Below are 21,230 nucleotides of genomic sequence, written 5' to 3'. Positions count from 1 at the left end.
TAAGTCGTAAGAAGAACAAAGATCAGAGATAGAGTCTCTGTATTGACAAGCAGGCTGTTAAAGAATGTTAAGGCGTGAAAACTAATTGATGCATTGCCATTGGTAGCCCAAACCCGGACGCGAAATCCGGGTTTGGGTGCATCAGCCTTAATCATTAATTAGTGAATCAATAAGTCCAACAACATCTGATTATTTTCGGTCTTTTTTGCTAGGTACTACTATACCTGGTGGTGTAATACCAACATCCTTCTGTTCATATTTTGGGACTTTGGGGCTACCATGTACTTTAGGAGCTTTGGTAGCTACTTTTTTAATATTCTTGTTCTTCTTTTGTTCGTGCGCCATGTGCTTGGGTTTTCTATAGAACACCAAACAGGCATAAACGCTTTATTTTAAATCTAACGATCAATTAATTAGTCAGCAGAAAAGAATCATTTTGCTGGATACGGTAGAAGAGATCGTCCTCTTATTCCGAAGAGCCTGAGAGAAACCGGCTGAGATTAGTTATGTTCAACTATGGCGGTCATTATTGGGCGATTTTCTGAAAGTATAAATAAAGTATTTACGGTATTTTCGTAGTGGTACAATGCAGTAACGCTTATCTTTCCTGTTAGAATTACTCCTTACTTGTTCGTGGATGTATGTTGATTGCACCAATTCCTACTAACGAAGTACAACGGCTCGAGTCGCTAAGTCAATATAATCTGCTGGATACAGCTCCTGAGATAGAGTATGATCGGGTTTCCCATATTGCCTCTCAACTCTGCCAAACACCCATTGCTATGGTGAGCCTGATCGATCGGGATAGGCAATGGGTAAAATCATTCTATGGGCTAGCGGTAAGCGTCATCCCAAGGGAGGTTTCGCTTTGCGCTCACACCATCATCAATGAGCAGCCATTGATCGTGGAGGATACCACGAAAGATATCCGGTTCTGGGATAATCCAGCTGTAACGGGTCAGCCCTATATTTTATTTTATGCGGGTATACCGCTGCTTTCAGCAACCGGTCTGCCCATTGGTTCCCTTTGTGTCATTGATCATCAACCCCGCCAGCTGGCCGCATCTCAGCAACTGGCGTTACAGGCTTTGGCGGATCAGGTCATGCTACTGATGGAATTGCGCAGAACCAACGATCAATTACGCAAGGCGCGGACAGATGCCGTCGAACTTGCCCACCAAAAGGCTCATTTGCTGGCAACGCTAAGCCACGAAATTCGCACACCACTACATGCTTTAGAAGGATACACCCAACTATTACTGGATGAAGAACCTCACCTAAACCAGCAGAATAGCGTACTACGCCTTCAAACAACTGGCCGTACACTGGTTAGTCTGGTCAATAATATTCTCGATTATAGTAAACTACAGGCTGGTAAGCTTTTGTTAGAATCAATTCCGTTCTCATTGCAGGAATTGATTCAACAGGCGCTTGAGATGCAGGCCTGGCAAGCGAAGCAGAAAAAACTTGACCTGGTCTCTGAAATAGATACTCGATTACCGGCCCGATTAGAAGGTGATGCAACCCGCCTGTTGCAGGTTTTACTAAATCTGGTCAGCAATGCCCTTAAGTTTACCCAGAGTGGAAAGGTGAGTGTTCAGGCTAAACTGGTTTCAGCAACACCTGAAGCGGTTACCGTAAAAATGGAAGTTAGCGATACGGGCATTGGCATCCCCCAATCTTCGCTGGCATCACTGTTCAATGAATATACACAGGTTTCTGCCGCAACCACTCGGCTTTATGGAGGAAGCGGCCTTGGCTTAGCCATTACCCGGCAGTTACTGGAGTTAATGGGTAGTACGCTGGAAGTCAACAGCCAGGAGGGGAGAGGATCGACGTTCGGCTTTTCGTTGACCTTACCCATTGTTGAAGTGGCTACGAAGCGATTGTCTGGTCTACTTCGGTCCGATGAGTTACTTATGGCTGTTGACGACAATCCAATGAATACTAAGATACTGTCGCACTTAATCAGCAGATATGGCGGTCAGGTCGCAGTGTTTAATTCGCCACTAGAAGCACTTGAATCGGCTCGTAATACTCCCTACAAAGGGATTCTGCTGGATTTATATATGCCCGAGATGGATGGCTATGAACTAGCGGAGCGCTTACAGGAAATTCAGCCAGATGTTCCGTTAATCGCCTTGTCGGCCGACGACAGTAGCGAAACAATAGAGCGGGTAAAAGCAACGGGTTTTCGATTCTTTCTACGCAAGCCATTTCTTCCCGATGAATTAATACATATGCTGACGAAATTTATTTAAGCTTAAAACTGGGCAAATTGATGAAGTTAAATGCCCTGAAACCGCATCCAGGCAACAAATAAACAGAGCAGGAAAATGCCAATAGTAAACCAAACGGCTTTGGGTTCATGTCGCCGGTAATGAATGATAGAGGCTGGAATCATAATGAGTCCTAATCCAAAGGCTGCTATGGATGTTACCAGTACCTGAATAGTGAGCAATCCGGGTACGATCAAACCAACCACACCCGCCAATTCAGCCAGGCCGATAAACCGAATCAAACGAATCGGCAAATGCTCTACCCCAGTCTGACCGATCGCCACCAGGTGAGCCTCCGATTTGGTCGACTTCATCCAGCCTGAATACGTAAATACGATTGCCAGAAAAAACTGGCTTATCCAGAGAATAGTGTTCATGAGTTCCGTTTTTGAGCTTTATAAAACAAAACTCCGACGGAATGCGCATGACTCCTTTGACAATTATCAAAAATTAGAACTGAGCCCGAATCCGGCTTAGTGTTTCCTGGGTTACGCCAAGATAGGAAGCGATCATACCTAAAGGAACTCGTTGAAGAAGTGCCGGTGTGTTGGCCATCAATTGCTGATAACGTTCTAAGGCCGTAGCGAAATGTAAATCATCAAATCGTTTCTGCATAAGCACCAGCCCGTGGCTGACCAGCAGTCGGCCCAGCCGCTCTATGTCGTGATAACTTCGGTACAAATGCTCGAGGGCCGAATTCGAAATGGCCCACAGGACGGAGGGCTCCAGCAACTGAACAATGCGCCGATCGGGCTGTCGGGTGATAAAACTGGCCATAGAACCCGCAAACTGACCTTCTGCACTTAGCCAGTCGGTAATATCTTTGCCATCTTTGTAATAGTACGTTCTGGTCAGGCCCCGCTCTATGAAATAGATGTATTCACTAACCGAATCCTGCCGAATCAGAATATGCCCCTTGTCAAGTTCCAGTCGAAGAGAAGCCTTAGCCAGTGCTAGCTGACTGTCTTCGGAGAGTGAACTAAAGTGAGTAAGTGCCTTTACAAATGGATTCACCATTTTAGTACAGGTTGAAGTCGTACATCGTTTTGCCAAATAAAGCAAAATGAATTGGTTTTAACAGCTACATTTACCTGGCTGGATTTTAGACGCCTATCACACGTGGAAAAACCTCTGCAACTCATTTTGCCCGCTGTAGCCGCCATCATCTTCGATAACCAGGGCAGGATTCTATTACAAAAAAGACGGGATGTCAATCAATGGGGATTGCTGGGCGGTCATGTCGAATTTGGCGAAACGGTTGAACAGGCGATCTATCGGGAAATCAGCGAGGAAACAGATGTACAGGTTCGCATCGATCGGTTAATCGGCGTCTATTCTGAGCCCGCATCGCAGACTTATACTTACCCCAACCGCATTGTTCAGTATGTAACGACTTATTTTAAAGGAGAGTTGCTGAGTGAACTTAACGAAGGGTTTGCCAATGAAGAAACGCAGGCATTACGGCTCTTTGGGGTAGATGCCCTTCCGGATGAACTAGCCAGGCTTCATCCGTTCTGGCTCGATGATGCATTAACTGCCAGCCCGAGTGCGTTTACGCGTTAGAAATGTAGCTATTGGACGTACTAAATTGAATGGTGAAATCCCATTTATTGAGGCTGAATGAACAGTGTGAGTTTAGCCTCAATAAAGATTTTATGATCGAAAATACATACGTTTAAAACCTTCTTCGTCAGCCTGAGTTACGAGTACATTCCAGTCGCTTTGGGCTATCGATCCAGAATAAGCTCATTCGCCCAATTGCCCGACACAATACGTTGCATGTATGGATCGCTGAATCTCTTTAGTTGCCTTTACCTTTGGCTGCATGCTACATGCACAAAAAACCTAAATCACATATGCGTAAATTAGTGCCAATTGTCTGTTTGGTTTTGATTGGGTTGCCACTGGTTAGTTTCCGACAAACCGATAGCTGGCTTGGAACCTGGACGGGTGAACATCCCGATGGCGTTACCTACTCTTTACAGGTAGCCGATCAATACCGGGGCATGAATCTATGTGAGCTTCGCGCCGAGGGAATTCAAACATTCTACCGACTGGAGTGCTGGGCAACAGGCACCTCCGGTTTATTAAAGGTGTATTACAGATCAACCAAAGAGGGGGCTTTTTATGCCAAAGACCGAGTGAAGATTAATGACCCCTTACTCATATTGAAGCGAGAGAAGGGCAAGGTCATTTGGCAATGGCAGCAAGTGTTCGATGGAAAGCTGGTAATGCGTAAGAAATAGTCTTAAAAAACTAATTTTTCACTTTTTGAGCTGTTTAGTCCTGCCAAAGCAAGTCAAGATTTCGGTTTGCGTTGGCAGGACTAAAATCGTTCATTTAAATCTTAATCGCCCATTCATTGAGCATCGGGCGTCCGAGCAACGCATTTGCTTCTGCATCATTTTTAAATATTTCCTTCTTCGGGTTCCATTGCAGGGGCCGTTTTAACTGGTAGGCAATATTGCCAATATTACAAACCGATGCCGTGCGGTGACCTATTTCCACATCACAAATGGGCTTGCTCCGTTTCCGCATGGCGTCCAAAAAGTCTTTGTAATGATTGTCGCTATGGTACACGTGTTTTTCGGTCTCGCCAATAACCTTCGTGGCCAGTGAGGCCGGCGTCGTTTCTAGTTTCCGACGTTGCACCCGTAGTTCACCCTCTGTTCCCGTAAAGAGAATGGCGTTGCTCCAATCCCATTTTTCATGGGTCATCACAATCCCATTATCGTAGTGATACGTCAGAAAGGGGTGCTCTTTACCATCGGGTGCAATTACTTCGACCGGACCGCTGTTGTCCATATCCAGAGCCCACTGCACAATATCGAACATGTGCGCACCCCAGTCGGTTACCATGCCACCGCCAAACTCTTTGTAGTTGCGCCAGTTGGGAAATACGTCTTTTGAGGTTGGTGGCGCTAATTCCGAATTAAAAGGAACCGGCGTATTAGGGCCAAGCCACTTGCTCCAGTCCAACCCATCAGGAATCGGCTCTGCGGGCAGATTGTAGGGAGTTGGAGGAGGACCGACGTTAACTTTAATGCTCTTGACCTCACCGATATAACCATTGCGGACCAGTTCGGCCGTTTGCCGGAATTCAGGCCATGACCGCTGCATACTTCCAGTCTGAAACACCCGGTTGTATTTGCGGGCGGCATTCACCATGGCGCGGCCTTCTTTGACAGTTAGCGCCAGTGGTTTTTCACAGTAGATATCTTTACCGGCCTCAGCGGCACGAACGGCCATAGCCGCGTGCCAATGATCGGGTGCGGCAATCACAACCGCGTCAACGTCTTTGCGAGCCAGGAGTTCCCTGAAATCAGTATGAACGGGAATATCTGAGTAAGCACCGAGTTGCGTATTTTTTTCGTAATGCGCTTTTATTCGATCGAGAGTCAATTGAGCCTTGGCTTTATACACCTCGCTAATTGCCACAATCCGGGCTTCGTTCGTACTGAGAAAGGACGATGTCAAGCCCCGTCCCTGCTTGCCTGTGCCGATAAAACCTAGTGAAATGACGTCACTGGGTGCTATGTATTTCGAGCCGTCGGCTCGTTTCCCGCCCAGCACAAAACGGGGGACAATCATGAAACCAGCCACTGCCGTAGCTGTTTTTGCGATGAAATCCCGCCGATTAATTGACTGTTCCTCTTGCATTATAAATCTGAATTAAGGGTTATTGACAAAATAGTTAGTTCACGATCAGAGTGTGTTTTCCTGAATCTCTACTTTATAGAAAAAGAAAGTCAGGTTTATATACATTCCTAATGGGTTTTCCCGCTAAAAATAATTGTACCAGCCAATTGGATGGGTGATCGTGGCGTAGTCGGGAGTTATAACAAACTCACTCGCAGAGCGCATTACAGCCTCGCTGGAACCCAAAAGGAAAGCATGGGAAACAGGTTTATCGCACAGAGGCCATAGCCGTGCCACGGTTCAAAACCGTGGCACGGCTATGGCCTCTGTGCGATAAACCTAATAAATAGCAGCTACAAAAAGCCATGCTAACAATTGGGAAATCAAGCATGGCTTTTCTGGAAAGACCAGTAGACTCACAAAAGCTTATCCGGAGTTATAGGCAATTCACGGACCCGTTTGCCTGTAGCATTGAAAACGGCGTTGGCAACAGCAGCAGCTACGCCAACAATGCCTACTTCGCCAATTCCTTTAACCCCTAATTTATTGGCGAGCGTATCTTCTTCACGGATAAAAATAGCTTCCATGCTGCCAATATCCAGGTTGGATGGAATGTGATAATCAGCAAATGAGCGGGTAACAAAATTGCCCCAGCGCGGGTCGACTACCGACTCTTCAGTCAGTGCCATACCAATGCCCCAGACGTTGCCACCGATGATCTGCGACCGGGCGGTTTTGGGGTTCAGAATCTTGCCTGCCCCCGTTACGGCCAGGAAACGGGAAACACGAACCATGCCGGTAGACATATTTACCCGGACCTCGGCAAAATTCGCATTGAAACTATGGGATGAGTAAGCTTCCGCACTTTCCAGCGCTTTGGAATCTACGCGGGCCTGATAAGCACTTATATTTTCCGAAATCATTAACTGAGTAGCACTTGGTCGGACAAAATATTGCTTACCCGATTTAGCTACCAGTTCATCCATTAGTTTTTGGCAGGCATCATTGACCGAATTAGCATAACTGGTCGCACCGACCGACCCCACCGCACCGGCAGCCGGGGGCAGATTCGAATCGCCAATCGTAACGGTTATTTTGGAAAGTGGCATGCCCAATACATCGGCTGCCGTTTGGGCCAGAATGGTGTAAGTGCCCGTTCCCAGATCCGCAGCGGCCAGTTCAATGGTCGCCCGAACATCGCTGCCCTCCCGCTTCAGCTTCACCAGGGCTGAACTCGGTCGCTGATGGGCCGGATAGGTGCCACAGGCAACACCATAACCGATCAGGTAATTACCCTGCTGATTCTGGCGAGGCTCTGGCTTGCGCTTTTCCCAGCCGAACGCTTGGGCACCTTCCTGTAAACATTGAACTGTCTTCCGCGAAGACCACGGTTTGCCATTGGACGGATCACGCGTGGGTTCGTTCTTAATCCGAAATTCGATCGGGTCCATTTTTAGCTTGTATGCCAGCTCATCCATGGCCGATTCGAGGGCAAAGCTTCCCGTCGATTTTCCGGGGCCACGGGTATAGGTTGGCAGGATCATATGCATCGGCACAACCCGGTAGCTAATGAGTGCGTTAGGCACATCGTACATGATCTTCGAGCAGTCGCCACAAGGTTCCACAAATTCAGTTTGTATGGCACAATGGGTCGTAATTTCATGGGCCAATGCGATCAGTTTTCCGTCTTTAGTAGCCGCCAGACTTACTTTCTGATAATTTCGTTGCCGAAGCCCGACCGAATTGACCATTTGCTGGCGGGCCAGTGCCAGTTTTACGGGGCGGTTAACCGCTTTAGCCGCCACAGCCGCCAGCACCAGATTGGCCCACTGACCCCCTTTGGAGCCAAAACCACCTCCGATATAGGGGGAGACGATCCTGACGTTTTCCGGCTTGAGATTAAGCGTGGCTGCCGCTGCGTTTTGCGCCCCGTTTACGATTTGCGAGCTATTGTATAGTGTCACATGGTCTCCATTCCATTCGGCAATGGTGGCATGGGGTTCCAGTGGGTGATGGTGCTCGATTGGTGTTGCATACACTTCCTCAATCGTGTAGGCGGCTGTACTCATTGCTGCTTTCGCGTCACCCCGCTTTTCTTCCGCAGGGTCTTTGGGGGGTACTGCCTGGTTCGCCAGTTTGCTAAAATCAACCTTAGCCGCAGCCTTTTCATAGTCTACCCTGATCAGACGGGAGGCATACCGAGCCTGTTCAAACGTTTCGGCAACGACCAGCCCTATGTGCTGGCCGTGAAATTCAATAACGGGACTTTGCAGCAGCGCACCCCCGCGAAGGCCTCCTTTTACATTGAGTTTAGGCGCATTTTTGTGGGTGATCACCGCCAGAACACCCGGTGATTTTTCAGCAGAGGAGGTGTCGATGTCTACGATCGTTCCTGCCGCAATTGTACTTTTGAACAGAACCGCATAAGCGACATTCTTAACCGGGTGGTCTGTGGAATAATCCGCTTTGCCAGTCACCTTCAAAATTCCGTCGATACGGCTGACAGGTGTTCCGGTTAGCTTATTTTTTTCTTGCATGGCATTAAGGGCGTATACACATCAGGACTTGTTCCCATTTCTGGCCAGTTGGAGCGCGAGCGCCAGGCTCCGGCTGCCCAGTTCAACTTTAAATTTATTGTGCGCCAATGGTCTGGCATCCGACATCTCTGCTGCGGCCGCTGCCCTGAAATTCGCTTCGGTCGCTTCTTTTCCGGCGAGCAACTGTTCTGCTTTCAACGCCCGCCAGGGTTTGTGCGCCACACCGCCCATGGCCAGACTGGCCCGAATGATTCGGTTACCATCCATTTCAAGAGCGGCAGCTACCGAGATCAGCGCAAATGCATACGAAGCACGGTCACGAACTTTCAGGTAATAAGATTGGTCGGCAAACTTATTTTTAGGCAGCTCAATGGACGTAATCAATTCGCCATGACTTAGATTCGTCTCTTTTTCCGGCGAATCACCCGGCAACCGATGAAAATCGGCCAATGGAATTCTACGCTCCTGTCCGGCTGTATTGCTGACAACGACGACAGAGTCCAGCGCGGCCAGCGCGACAGCCATATCGGACGGATAGACCGCAACACATTTATCCGACCAGCCAAAGATCGCATGCATTCGGTTAATGCCTTCCAGCGCCCCACAGCCCGTTCCCGGCTCGCGTTTGTTGCAGGGCATGGCCACGTCATAAAAATAGGGGCATCGGGTTCGTTGCATCAGGTTGCCGCCATTGGTCGCCATATTCCGGATCTGACCGGATGCGCCAGCCAGAATAGCCTGGCTAAGAAGCGGATAGTTTTGGCGAATCAGCGGATGATTGGCTGCGTCTGTATTCCTGCCAAGTCCGCCGATCGAAATGCCTCCCTGATTTGCTCCGGTTGAAATGGCCCTGATCTGGGTTAGTGGTAGACGGCTGATATCTATCAGTTGATCAGGTCGTTCCACATCCTCCTTCATCAGGTCCAGCAGATTGGTGCCGCCAGCCAGAAACTTTGCGCCACGATTAGCCGTCAATTGTTTTACGGCCGATGCGATGTCTTTGGCGTATGTATAGCTAAAAGGTCTCATGAGATACAGGTTGGAATGGGTTAGCCGACAAACTGCCAGGTCTGTTCTACGGGTTTTCCGCTGTGTACTTCCTGAATGGCAGCCACAATGTTTGGGTAAGCACCGCAGCGGCACAAATTCCCCGACATTCGCTCTCGAATCTCCTCGTTCGACAACTGGACCGGTCCTGATTTTTGGCGAATATTGTCGGTTACATAACTCGCATCTCCATTCTTAGCTTCGTCCATCAAAGCCACTGCCGAGCAGATCTGGCCGGGTGTACAGAAGCCACACTGGAACCCATCGTGTTTAAGAAAAGCAGCCTGCATGGGATGCAGTTCATTGCCTTGGGCCAGTCCTTCGATCGTTTTAACGCTTTTCCCCTCGCAGGTTGCGGCCAGAGTCAGACAGGACAAGACGCGTCGACCGTCCACCATTACGGTGCAGGCTCCGCATTGACCGTGGTCACAGCCTTTTTTAGAACCAGTCAGTTCCAGCCTTTCGCGCAGGGTATCCAGTAGCGTCATTCTGGAATCGACCAGTAGTTTTCGGGCTGCTCCATTGACCCTGAGCGAAACGGTAACCCCATTTTCTATAGTTGCTGGTGAGGGATTGTCAAACGGAAGACTGAGCGATCGGGTTAGCACCTGCTCTGCCGTAGCTGATTGTGCTGCCAGTATACCCCCGCCAGCGAGTGTCAACAGCTTTAAAAAGTGGCGCCTGTTCACGCCAGTATCCAGAATTTCGTTAAGATCCTCTGGCATCAGATCTTCAAACAGCTTCTTTTCGTCCTCAGTCAGTTGAGGGGTTTCGTTGCCTTCCTGCATGCAGCTTTTGGGAAAGTCCCGGTTTTTGATTGACCAGATTAGATTTAGGGAGGTTATTGTTTGACGGCAGGATCAATAAAATAACCGTCCAGCGGAGAGATTGTTATACGAACGTATGTGCCATGAATGAACGCGCCAATTGTTCCAGTTGATCATGTATTGGTGAGTGCTTAATCAAGTTGATAAAGTAGCTAACCAGTCTGACACCAGTTGGAAGGTATTGACGGGAGGGCAAGTGTTTAATCCAGGGTAAACCATTCTGGCTGAGTCGGTTTTAAGAAACCAACAATTCATTAACTACCTTACTGACTCAGTCACGGTTCAAGTGAAGGTAAGCCAGTAAGGTCAAAAAGAGAAGCTGTCTATATTTCGTTTGGCGAAAAACCGATAGTTACATGCTGGCCTTTAGCTCATTGTTGACTGGATACATCAATCCCTTGTTTAAGCGATTGGGTAAGAAGAAACATGTGTAAGTCAATTATACGATCTGCAAGAGCCGACATTCGCAAACGTTTAGGTTAGGTTCCAGACGGATGCCGATTTAGATCCCCACGTTCATACTCCCTGTTACTTTTAGCGATGAATCAGTCTTCCTGATTAATAGTCTCTTTTTTTGTTGCCAGCTCTTTCCGGATAACCGGTGCTATTTTGGTGCCGAATAATTCGATGGCGTGCAGCGTTTTTTTATGGGGAAATTGTTGTCCACCAATCAGTTGGGCCAGGTAACGCGTATTCTGGAACAGCTCATGGAAGTGCAGGATCTTGTCGATGATCTGCTGTGGGCTGCCTACTGTAAGTGGTCCATATTGACGCATATACTCAAACTGCTCCCGTCCCAGAGGAGGCCAGCCGCGTTCCTTGCCAATCCGGTTCATCATGAGCTGATAGGGCGGATACAACTCATCAGCAGCCTGTTGCGACTGATCGGCTGCATAAAAGTGAGAATTGATGCCTAGTGGTAATTGCTTTACATCATGCCCGGCGTCTTTGGCCGATTGCCTGAACAGGTTAATTAAGGGAACAAACCGATCGGGCGTGCCGCCCAGCATAGCGAGGGTCATAGGAAGGTTCATTCGGCCCGCCCGCACGGCTGAAGCCGGTGTACCGCCAACGGCCAGCCAGATCGGTAGGGCAGACTGATAAGGCCGTGGATAAACGCCCAGATTGTCAATAGCAGCCCTGTGTTTACCGTGCCAGCTAACCAACTCCTGCCGGTTAATGTTGACCAATAGATCCAGCTTTTCGGTAAAAAGCTCGTCATAATCCTGTAAGTCGTAACCAAACAACGGAAAGGACTCGATAAATGAACCACGACCGGCCATGATCTCTGCCCGCCCATTGGAGATAAGATCCAGTGACGCAAAATTCTGAAATACCCGAACCGGATCGGCTGAACTCAGAACCGTAACGGAGCTTGACAACCGAATGTTTTTAGTAATGGTAGCTGCGGCTGCCAGAATCACTTCGGGAGCCGATATCACAAAATCGGGCCGATGGTGTTCGCCCAGCGCAAATACGTCAAGCCCGACTTCATCAGCGAGTTTTATTTCTTCCAGCAGTTGCTGCATCCGCTGGTGTGCATTGATCGCTTTACCAGCTACGCCATCGGGGCTAATCTCGCCAAAGCTACTGATGCCTAATTCCATTGTTATATCGTTTAATATTTTGATCGTTCGAATTCATTCAGAGCTGGTGCTTCCGACAAATGATGTTAACATTACCCCATTTTCTGACTTAAATCAGCTGGTTGCACCGTTTGACTACGAACGGAAAATCGGGTAGGCTAAGTTTCCCTGATTATCCAATCAGGGTTGGTTTGGCGATTCAAACAGATCTACAAGCCATTCATCGACCCAGTCATACGCTTCAATAATAAATAGTTTATTGTCCTGCAGTTCTCTGTTCACTTTTGCGTACGATTGCTTCCTCAAAGCCCGAAAACGGTCAATACCTTTTGAAACGATACACAGATGTTTGGATACATTTTTATTTTCATTACCTTCTTTTTCTACATTGGCTTGTCTCTGCTTACTGCATCGAAACCTTCACTTTCTGGCGATAATGCAATGGGCTACGGTCTGGCCCTGTTTTTTCTGGGGATAGGTTTTACCATAAGCAGCCTGATACTAACGATTATTATTAACTCAAATGGCGGATTTAGCTGGTTTTTGGGCGGGGGAGGCAAGAACACTGTTCTTGTATTCCTGATTTGGCTGTTTATGGCCTTAACTACTTTCTTTTGCGCACTTTTTAAATGGGAATGGCACGATAACACCATGTATCCCCAGTTTTTACATTGGCTAGCCGTACGTCATGGTCAGGTTTGGATACCCTTGTTGTGGCTGATCGTGTGCTTTCTATCTCTTAATGCCGGCTGGCAAGCGACTGTTTCGATCAATGTGTTTAAAATCATATTCTGGGTTGTCCTGGGAATAGGAGCAATCTATAGCGGAGGGCTACTAATTGGCTATTTACGCGATTCGGCAAAGACGGCACAAGCAGAAATGGCCAGCCGAATCGAGCAGGAGGACCGGTGGCACAAGGAGGGCTTAACCTATATTGCGAGCCAGAAACCTGAAGATCCGATCATCAACCTTTTAAGTTATTCAACTCGTTATCAGCCCGAAGATACCCGGAATGCGGCCCTTGCGAAAATCAAAGCGCATCCGGAATGGGAAGCTGAACTACTGGCGCTGTTGAGCGATAAACGATCCTATCGGGAAGTGTATTATTTCCTGGATAGCAATCGGGTGGAGCACCCGGAACACTTTGTCAAGCCGCTGAACCAGAGCATTACCTGGCTATCGGCATCCATAAAAGCCGACATTAAAGACAGTAACAACCTACAACACTGGAGCTTTGATTCGTATGGAATAGAGCGGCTACTGACTGCTATTGACGATCAGTTTCAGAATCAGGGCGTCGATTTTTATCCAAACGTACTCGGTCTGAAGCAAGCCCTGGACACCACGCCCCCCGAACGGTTCAAAGATGTCCGTTTTACGATAACGGGCGTAGTGAATGATTGGCTGAGAAAACACAAAAAATAGCTTACCGGAAGTCTCCTCTGCGTGTAATTAGCCAAGGTGATCACAATACAGATTCCTTACTGCCCGCACCCGTATCGAGCGTCAATTTACCGGAGCTGTCCTGATCAATAAACAGCATAGCGTTGGAATGCCGTCGCAATATAGTCGAAGGGTACTGTTCCGAAATGGGATCGACCAGTGTATGATGAATGGCTTCGGCTTTATGGATGGCTGGCACCATACAAAACAAAGCAGTGGCTTTAAACAGAGCCGGAATGGTAAGTGTCAGGGCGTATTCCGGCACTTCCTCAAGCGTCGAAAAACAGCCGTCGTGGACCTGTTGCCAGCGGCTTGTCAGGTCCAGTCCTACTTTTTTGACGAGAACAGGGTCGTCAAAATCAGCAACATGGGGGTCATTGAAAGCAATATGACAGTTTTCACCAATACCCAGGCAGACAATGTCAGTAGGATAATCAGTTAGCAACGATGCGTATCGATTACACTCCTCGTCGGGATCGTTGTTGCCATCAATATAGTAAATAACGCCTATAGGTACTTTATCGAATAGCTGATTCTTAAGGTAATTCCCAAACCGTTGCGGGGCGTTGTCGGGCAGGCCGATGTACTCATCCATATGGAACGCATTGATACGTTCCCATGCGATATTTGGCTGCTTTGCCAGAGCCTCCAGAAATTCATTTTGCGAAGGTGCGGCTGCAAATACAATATTGATAACAGGCTGCGTATGCAGTAACGAACTGATTCTGGCAGCGGCCAGTCTGGCTGCATTTTCGCCAAGGCTACGGCGATTGTCGAACAGGTTAACCTTGAGCTGGTCTACGGTGAATTCGTTCATCAAAACAATTTTTATTAGTCAATATCTAAACGGTCTGCATGGAGTTGGTTTTGATAAGCCAATCGATTCCCTACTGAAAACTATTTTTCGTACACAATATTCCCCTGAATCATTGTCAGGCCAATGGTGAAATGCTCATCAAAAAGGACAATATCGGCGTCTTTGCCTTTGGCGAGCGACCCCTTTTTATGATCGATGCCCATAATGCGGGCGGGTGTCGTGCTGGCCATTCGAACTGCTTCTGTTAACGATACATCGGCCAGTTTTACCATATTCCGGACGAGTTGATTGGTCGTTGCCACGCTGCCCGCAAACGATGTTCGGTCGGGAAGTTTGGCAACGCCATCTTCCACAATCACCTTTAAGCCATTTTTTAACGAGCCTAAGGTGCTTTCGCCTTCGGGCATACCGGCTGCCCGCATCGCATCGGTGATCAATGCGGTTCGGTCTGCCCCTTTAATTTTATAGACGAGCTTGAGCAATGGGGGAGGCAGGTGAATGCCATCCCCAATGATTTCAACGTCGAGATCGAGCAAAAAAGCACTCTCGATCACACCCGCATAGCGAAACGCATTCCGGCGGGTAACCCCCGACATCGCTGAATACAGATGGGTTACCAGCGAGTAGCCGTTTTCGCAGGCAGTTACAACATCATCGTAGAGCGCATCGGTGTGAGCTATTGCGGCTATAATGCCTTTTTGGTGTAGTCGTTGCCCAAAAGGAATAGCACCTTCCAATTCAGGTGCTGCACTCCAGCGGACAATTGACGACGAGTGATTCAGAATCTGTTCGTATTCGTCCGGGTCGGGATTTCGGATGTAACGCGGGTCCTGAGCGCCCCGCTGATTGAGCGCGAAATACGGTCCTTCCAGGTGAATACCCAGAAAAGTGGCTCCACGGGTATTGCTTCGGTTTGCCCGCTCATAGACATCCAGCGTTTGCAACAGATCATCGCGCTCAGCCGTCAATGTAGTTGGAACAAGCGCCGTTGTGCCATATCGGGCGTGAAGTTCAGCGATTTTCAGGAAGGCTTCTTCGGTGCCGTCCATGAAATCAAAGCCACCTCCACCGTGTACATGAATGTCGATAAAACCAGGTGCCACAAACTGGTTTTGTGCATCGATATCGACGGCGTCGGGCACATCGACCGGCCCATCGTGGATACCCAGAATTTGACTTCCATCAATGACCAACGTTCCATTCCGGATCGTTCGGTAGGGTGTCAAAATCGTGCCGTTACTTATTTTTTGCCGCATCACAATCTGCTATTCATCAACGACCATCGTTTTACCGTATGCCCATACACGGCATAATAAACCAGATACAAGTAACAGGGGAAAAGCACCCAGTAAGCAAGTCGCACCGTGTATACATCCGCTAAATAACCGTAAAAAAGGGGCATAATGGCATTCCCGCACAAGCCCATAATCAAGATAGAGGCACCAATTTTCGTGAAACGCCCCAGCCCATCCAGCGCCAGCGGCCAGAGCCCGGCCCAGACAATCGAGTTTGCTAACCCTAATAGCACCACAAACCAGATGGAGATATCGGCGGTGTATCCGAGAAACGAAACGGTTCCGCTGGTGAAAATGATAAGCAGCGTGAAGGCAGTTCCAAGCAATGTGCAGGTCCGTAAGGCATTCACCTGACTGACAAATCGTGGAATACAAATGATACCGATAATATACCCACAGATGGTACAGAACAGCGTATAGGATGGAAATGCCTTCGCTTTTAGTAAATCGATTCCCATTGAGTTGGCATAGCCGATAATGGTGTCGATGGCGATCACCTGCGTACCAACGTGCAGGAAAATGGCCACTGCTCCCAGAATCAGATGCGGAAACTGGAGGATACTCGTTTTTCCCGCATTGGCTGTGGCTACATCGGCACTTTCGTGTTCGGTATTGATTTCGGGCAGTGGCGACCGATACACCAGATAACCCAGCGCAAACAGAAACGTACCCAACACGGCATAGGGTGGAATGACCCGACGGACCAGTTCGTCGAGGGCCGCCCCCCGCTGAGTCGGGCTCATCGTGCTCAATTGGGCAAATAGATCCGTATCGGTCGGACGTAGGATTACGGCCGCGAACACAAGGGGCGACAGGATGCCGGCCGCTTTGTTGCATATACCCATGATACTGATTCGTTGGGCTGCCCGTTCTATCGGACCCAGAATGGTAATGTATGGGTTGGTAGCCGTTTGCAGAATGGCCAGGCCGATGCCGATGGTGAAAAGCCCCATCAGGAAAACGGCGTAGGTTCGGGTCATGGCAGCCGGAATAAAAATGAATGCGCCCAGAGACATTGCCCAAAAGCCAATCATCATTCCTTTCTTGAATCCAACGGCTTTTAACAGGTAAGACGCCGGAACAGACATGATAAAGTAGGCGATGTAAAATGCAAACGCGACCAGATAAGCCTGAAAGCTGGTTAGTTCGCAGGCTATTTTGAAATAGGGGATCAGGATGGAGTTAACCCACGAAATGAAGCCGAAGATGAAAAACATCAGCCCAATCAGAAAAATTGAAATCGTGGTTTCCCGCTTGCTCAGGCTACTGACATCAATTGCTAGTGCACTCATTCGTGGCCGGTATTTAATAAATTGCTGGGATTATCATGCGGGGATTCATTTCGGAAAGCGTTCACAATTGTAAGCAATAAGCGAATTGCAAACACTATTAATGTGGCTATTAAGCCGTTGGTTCCCAGCCTTTTTCATAATCACGCTGCCAGAATTTTGCCGCAGCTTTGTTGTTCAGAATATGACCGTTCGACGGATCGATGTCGAGCGCATTGCCTGAGCGCAGCGCAATGTTCCCCAACTGGCAAAGCAAGGTGCTCTGGTGGCCACCCACAATGCCCGAAGCCAGTGGCGTTCCTTTCTGGATGGCTTCGACAAAGTTTTGAAGGTGGGTGGCATCGAGTGCCTGCGACGGATTCATTCGGTTGCGGGGATCGATGGGTAAATCATTCTTTACATCTTTGACCAGTTTGTTATCGAGGTCAAAGATTTTATAGGCGTTGCCACCCCCGTATTGTAAAGAGCCCGTTTCGCCATAAAATGTCACGCCTACGTCGCTTCCTTCAACGGTTCGGCCATTGCAGCTTCTGCCTTCCCAGGTCATGGCCGTGTTGTTGTTGAAGGTCAGGTTTATGACCTGCGTGTCAGGCGCTTCCCAGTCGTCTTTGTACCGATAGCGCCCACCCAGCGACGTAACCTTATTCGGGAATTCGACATCGAGTCCCCAGCGCATCAGATCGAGCATATGTGTTCCGTTATTGAGCGCTTCGCCCGTTCCCCAATGCCAGAACCAGTGCCAGTTGTAGTGAATAACGTTATTTTTATAGGCTCGACGGGGTGCCGGTCCCTGCCATAAGTCATAATTCAGCCAGGAAGGCGCGGCTTCTTCTTTACCAATGCCAATCGTTGCCCGGTTGTTGGTATACCAGCCTTTAGCAAAATAAGGTCGACCAATTGCCCCCCGTTTAATATCCTCGATAGCTTGCTTCACATTGGGCCATGATCGCCGTTGGTTTCCCATCTGGATCACGTTTTTGTACTTCGCAACTACGGCGACCAGCAATTCGCCCTCATGCGGATTATGGCTGCATGGTTTTTCCAGGTACACATGTTTACCCGCTTTCGAGGCCAGAATGGCAGCGGGAGCGTGCCAATGGTCGGGTGCCGCAATCACCAGCGCGTCCATGTCCTTGTCTTCGAGGGCTTTTCGGAAGTCGGGCTGATTTTTAGGCTTCGCTGTCTGAATGCCGGTGACGGTTGTAATGGCTTTTTCGGCCGCTCTGGCGTCAACATCACAGATCGTTGCCACTTCGCAGTTGGGTTGTAAGGCGAAATTGCTCGACAGGGCCAGCCCACGGCTATTGACGCCCATAACACCGACGCGTACTTTTTCATTGGCTCCCAGAATCCGACCGTAACTTTGGGCACTGAATCCTGGTAAGATTCCACCTACCGACAGGGCAGCTGTACCGATAAATGCCTTTTTGACAAAATCGCGCCGGGTGTTTGATACTGGACTATTCTCAACGGTTTTCATGACAACGGGGTAGGAGATACTCTCTTAAAAATCCACTGGCAAATCCATTAGACATGTATTAAAAGGAACAGACCGCCGTGTCATACTATTTCCAATCCAGGATGTATTAGACCACCCCGACGCGACTTGGCTATCAATCTACTTTTGGCTAGAATCGTACTGTAAAAACTCCATCCGGTTGCCAAAAGGGTCGCGAATGAAAAAACGCTGACGCCCATCGATCTCCGATGAGTACTCAAGTGTAACATCGTTCTGCATGAATTCCTGTCGAGCTGACTCAAGGTCGATCACTTCAAAGGCTGGATGCCGGGACGAATAAGGACCCACTTCTTCTTCCCGCAAGTGCAACTCAATATCAGCAATTTGGAACCATATTGCACCCTTCGGATGCTCACCGGGGATTTCGCGCAGTCCCAGCACCTGGCTATAAAAAGTTCGCGCCTGGGCCGTTTTGCCCTCCGGAATCGAGATAAGGATATGGTCTAACCGTTTGAACTGAATCATGATTGACAGTTATTACAACGAATTACTGGTATGTGCTTTTTGCAGGATACTCGATTAACCAGTTCCTTTGGTAAAGAACAAATAAGCAAGATTTACTGGCTCAAAATAGAAGTTTCGATTTTCACAATTCCGAAAAATTGCCTCATTCGGGTTATTTATTTTTCAATTCCCAAGTATATACCCAGACTAACCTGCATTTGGAATTATAGGCTGTGTTAACCATTCAAAAGGGGAAAATAGTAGACTGGTCTGCTTTGCGGCCAGTAAGTTCCCGACACAAACCTTCCATTGCCATGATGAGACTACTTCTCCTAATTTGCCTTGTTGGCATCATTCCGTCTGGATTTTCGCAACAGGTAGCTATATATCAGACTGATCAATCCGCACAGACACACTATGCAGCCGGTATGTTGAAAAAAGCACTTCTGGAGCGCCGATATAAGCTTGACCAGAACATGACCGACTATACCATTCATCTGGCGATCGATGCCCAAAAACTGGGAAACGAAGCATACGCCATTGCCTGGCATGACAAAAACCTGACCATTACCGGAGGTGATCCACGGGGGCTTATCTATGGGAGCCTTACGGTGGTCGAGGAGCTTAACAATGGCGTTTCTCTTTCGCAAATTAAAGCCCGTAGTGAAAAGCCGCACCTGGCCTTAAGGGCCATTAAGTTTGATCTGCCCTGGGATACGTATCGGCATAGCTACGCGCTCGACCTGCACTATGAGACCTGCCGGGACACGACTTATTGGAAGGGGTTTCTGGATATGATGGCTGCGAATCGCTTTAATGCGCTGAGTTTATGGAATCTGCACCCTTATCCATTTATGATCAGGCCAGCCAATTTTCCGGCTGCAACACCCTTCAATGATCAGCAAATGAAGGAATGGCAATCGTTGTTCCGGGCTATCTTCCGGATGGCGAATGAACGGGCGATCGATACCTATCTGGTTCCCTTTAATATTTTTACTAGCCCCGAATTTTCGAAAGCCTATAATCCCAATCCGGCACTCAACAATCTGGAACATCTTCACTTTGTCAATGGCGATACATCTGAGGTCGTCAGGCGGTACACGCGGGAGTGCGTTACCCAGGTACTTCAGGAGTATCCGGAACTGACCGGTTTTGGGCTGACGCTAGGCGAGGGCATGGGTGGGATGACTCCCCAGCAACGTGAAAACTGGATGAAAGCGACGATCCTTGACGGGATGCGGCTGGCAAATCGAAAAACAAAGCTTATTCACCGGATTCCATTTTCCAGTACGACCGGTTCCCTGGGCGTAACCAGTATTGAAACCGAAAAGCTGACGCGAAAGTCCATCGAGCAGGAGGGATCACTAGCCTTTATTGAAGGCCCGATCTGGGCTGACTTAAAATACAACTGGTCGCATGCCCACTCGACGCCGAAGCTGGTAAAAGTGCACGGTGGAAAGTTATACGATACCTATTTCAAGCCAGATCCAACGGCATATAAAATCACCTGGACGGTGCGGAATGAAGATTTCTTTTGCCTGCGCTGGGGAGTACCCGATTTTGTTCGGGCACACATTGCCACCAATAATCAGTCGTATGTGGGCGGCTATTTTCTGGGTTCCGAAACGTACATTCCGGCCAAAGACTATTTCACCAAACCAGGTGGGCCAGTCGATTGGAAGTATGCATTTGAACGGCAATGGCTGTTTTATAAACTTTGGGGCCGGTTACTGTACAATCCGGCAACGCCCGATGCGGTTTTCAGGGCTGAATTCGTTCGTCGGTATGGTACCGTAGCCGCTCCGTTGCTCGACGCTTATGCTTCGGCGTCGTCGACACCGTTGCGGCTGGCATCGGCCTTTGATTTTACCTGGGATTTTTCGCTGTATAGTGAAGGGATGATGGCCCATGATGCGAACAAGAACGTGTCCTATATTTCAGTCGATCAGCAAATTACACAGGCCGTTCTTGATCCGGATTATGTCTCGGTAAGTGAGTTTGTGAAAGCAACATTGTCGGGTAAGTCATTTGATAAGACGAAGATTACGCCCCCGATTTTGGCTCAGATGCTGGTACGGGATTGTCAGAAATCACTGCAACTTGTGCAATCGATAAACACATCGGCGAATCGTTCGCTCCAGTATGAAGTGGCTGATGTTCGGGTATGGGCTAATCTGGGTTTGCATCTGGCCGAAAAACTGAAAGGAGCCGTTGCTTTACAAACATACAGAACTATGGGTGTTGAATCGACTAAGCAGGAGGCTGTAAAACATCTTGAGGCAGCCCTGCGCTATTGGGATGAGGTCGTTTCGATCACAAGTCCCCTGTATAACGAGATGCCATTGGTTCATTTGAGCGAGCAAAAAGGCAGTACATGGGCACAAAATGACAAGCTGCGTTTCCATTGGGAAAAACTACGACCAGTCGTTGCTCAGGATGTTGACATCGCGAAACGAGCGCAGTATGTTGTGACCAAGTGATGTACAGAACCAGCCTGACCGCAACGAA

At 48.6% G+C, this 21,230-nt stretch carries 18 protein-coding genes; 5 read left to right on the top strand and 13 right to left on the bottom strand.

Features of this window, described 5'->3' with window-relative positions; all coding sequences use genetic code 11:
- Window positions 1-189: 189 nt before the first annotated feature.
- Entirely contained in the window at window positions 190-345 is a 156-nt protein-coding gene (locus tag G8759_RS19695; protein WP_167211209.1) for a hypothetical protein, read from the bottom strand.
- A gap of 296 nt (window positions 346-641) precedes the next feature.
- On the opposite strand from G8759_RS19695, the gene G8759_RS19690 reads away from it, so the two are divergent.
- Window positions 642-2,261: a GAF domain-containing hybrid sensor histidine kinase/response regulator gene (locus G8759_RS19690; protein WP_167211206.1), complete on the top strand. Its 1,620-nt coding sequence runs from the start codon at window positions 642-644 to the stop codon at window positions 2,259-2,261.
- 26 nt (window positions 2,262-2,287) lie between these two features.
- Here the strand turns inward: G8759_RS19690 and G8759_RS19685 are convergent, their stop codons facing one another.
- Together G8759_RS19685 and G8759_RS19680 are read right to left on the bottom strand one after the other, a co-directional pair.
- Window positions 2,288-2,656, bottom strand: coding sequence for a DoxX family protein (locus tag G8759_RS19685; protein ID WP_167211203.1), 369 nt, complete (start codon window positions 2,654-2,656; stop codon window positions 2,288-2,290).
- A 73-nt stretch (window positions 2,657-2,729) separates the two neighbouring features.
- Window positions 2,730-3,296, bottom strand: coding sequence for a Crp/Fnr family transcriptional regulator (locus G8759_RS19680; RefSeq protein ID WP_167211200.1), 567 nt, complete (start codon window positions 3,294-3,296; stop codon window positions 2,730-2,732).
- A gap of 102 nt (window positions 3,297-3,398) precedes the next feature.
- On the opposite strand from G8759_RS19680, the gene G8759_RS19675 reads away from it, so the two are divergent.
- Both G8759_RS19675 and G8759_RS19670 read left to right on the top strand, forming a co-directional pair.
- Window positions 3,399-3,842 carry an NUDIX domain-containing protein gene (locus G8759_RS19675; protein WP_197933032.1) on the top strand — a complete coding sequence of 148 codons (444 nt, stop codon included), beginning with the start codon at window positions 3,399-3,401 and terminating at the stop codon, window positions 3,840-3,842.
- Window positions 3,843-4,135: 293 nt separating this feature from the next.
- Window positions 4,136-4,525, top strand: coding sequence for a DUF5991 domain-containing protein (locus G8759_RS19670; protein ID WP_167211197.1), 390 nt, complete (start codon window positions 4,136-4,138; stop codon window positions 4,523-4,525).
- Between the two features lie 94 nt (window positions 4,526-4,619).
- On the opposite strand, the gene G8759_RS19665 is transcribed toward G8759_RS19670, so the two are convergent.
- The 5 genes from G8759_RS19665 to G8759_RS19645 all read right to left on the bottom strand — a co-directional run bounded on the left by G8759_RS19665 (window position 4,620) and on the right by G8759_RS19645 (window position 11,936).
- Window positions 4,620-5,939 (bottom strand): Gfo/Idh/MocA family protein, encoded by a 1,320-nt coding sequence (locus tag G8759_RS19665; protein ID WP_167211194.1) that lies wholly within the window; start codon window positions 5,937-5,939, stop codon window positions 4,620-4,622.
- A gap of 395 nt (window positions 5,940-6,334) precedes the next feature.
- Window positions 6,335-8,455, bottom strand: coding sequence for a xanthine dehydrogenase family protein molybdopterin-binding subunit (locus G8759_RS19660; protein WP_167211191.1), 2,121 nt, complete (start codon window positions 8,453-8,455; stop codon window positions 6,335-6,337).
- A 21-nt stretch (window positions 8,456-8,476) separates the two neighbouring features.
- Entirely contained in the window at window positions 8,477-9,484 is a 1,008-nt protein-coding gene (locus G8759_RS19655) for an FAD binding domain-containing protein (RefSeq protein ID WP_167211188.1), read from the bottom strand.
- Between the two features lie 20 nt (window positions 9,485-9,504).
- A complete protein-coding gene (locus tag G8759_RS19650; RefSeq protein ID WP_167211185.1) occupies window positions 9,505-10,290 on the bottom strand; it encodes a 2Fe-2S iron-sulfur cluster-binding protein in 786 nt (261 codons plus the stop codon).
- A gap of 584 nt (window positions 10,291-10,874) precedes the next feature.
- A complete protein-coding gene (locus G8759_RS19645; RefSeq protein ID WP_167211182.1) occupies window positions 10,875-11,936 on the bottom strand; it encodes an Atu2307/SP_0267 family LLM class monooxygenase in 1,062 nt (353 codons plus the stop codon).
- 324 nt (window positions 11,937-12,260) lie between these two features.
- Between G8759_RS19645 and G8759_RS19640 the strand changes: the two genes are divergently transcribed.
- A complete protein-coding gene (locus G8759_RS19640; protein ID WP_167211179.1) occupies window positions 12,261-13,340 on the top strand; it encodes a hypothetical protein in 1,080 nt (359 codons plus the stop codon).
- Window positions 13,341-13,380: 40 nt separating this feature from the next.
- On the opposite strand, the gene G8759_RS19635 is transcribed toward G8759_RS19640, so the two are convergent.
- From G8759_RS19635 to G8759_RS19615, 5 genes are all read right to left on the bottom strand, one after another.
- Window positions 13,381-14,175 carry a glucosamine-6-phosphate deaminase gene (locus G8759_RS19635; RefSeq protein WP_167211176.1) on the bottom strand — a complete coding sequence of 265 codons (795 nt, stop codon included), beginning with the start codon at window positions 14,173-14,175 and terminating at the stop codon, window positions 13,381-13,383.
- A gap of 80 nt (window positions 14,176-14,255) precedes the next feature.
- Entirely contained in the window at window positions 14,256-15,431 is a 1,176-nt protein-coding gene (nagA, locus tag G8759_RS19630; RefSeq protein WP_167211173.1) for an N-acetylglucosamine-6-phosphate deacetylase, read from the bottom strand.
- On the bottom strand, window positions 15,431-16,762 hold the full coding sequence (locus G8759_RS19625; protein WP_167211170.1) for a sugar MFS transporter: 1,332 nt from the start codon (window positions 16,760-16,762) through the stop codon (window positions 15,431-15,433). The genes nagA and G8759_RS19625 overlap by 1 nt, the downstream gene beginning before the upstream one ends.
- A 109-nt stretch (window positions 16,763-16,871) precedes the next feature.
- Entirely contained in the window at window positions 16,872-18,239 is a 1,368-nt protein-coding gene (locus tag G8759_RS19620) for a Gfo/Idh/MocA family protein (protein ID WP_167211167.1), read from the bottom strand.
- Window positions 18,240-18,377: 138 nt separating this feature from the next.
- A complete protein-coding gene (locus tag G8759_RS19615; protein ID WP_167211164.1) occupies window positions 18,378-18,743 on the bottom strand; it encodes a VOC family protein in 366 nt (121 codons plus the stop codon).
- 293 nt (window positions 18,744-19,036) lie between these two features.
- On the opposite strand from G8759_RS19615, the gene G8759_RS19610 reads away from it, so the two are divergent.
- On the top strand, window positions 19,037-21,202 hold the full coding sequence (locus tag G8759_RS19610) for a glycoside hydrolase family 20 zincin-like fold domain-containing protein (RefSeq protein ID WP_167211161.1): 2,166 nt from the start codon (window positions 19,037-19,039) through the stop codon (window positions 21,200-21,202).
- Window positions 21,203-21,230 lie beyond the last annotated feature (28 nt).

The organism is Spirosoma aureum (genome assembly GCF_011604685.1).
GTDB classification, from domain to species: domain Bacteria; phylum Bacteroidota; class Bacteroidia; order Cytophagales; family Spirosomataceae; genus Spirosoma; species Spirosoma aureum.
This window is presented reverse-complemented; position numbering and strand designations above follow the sequence as displayed.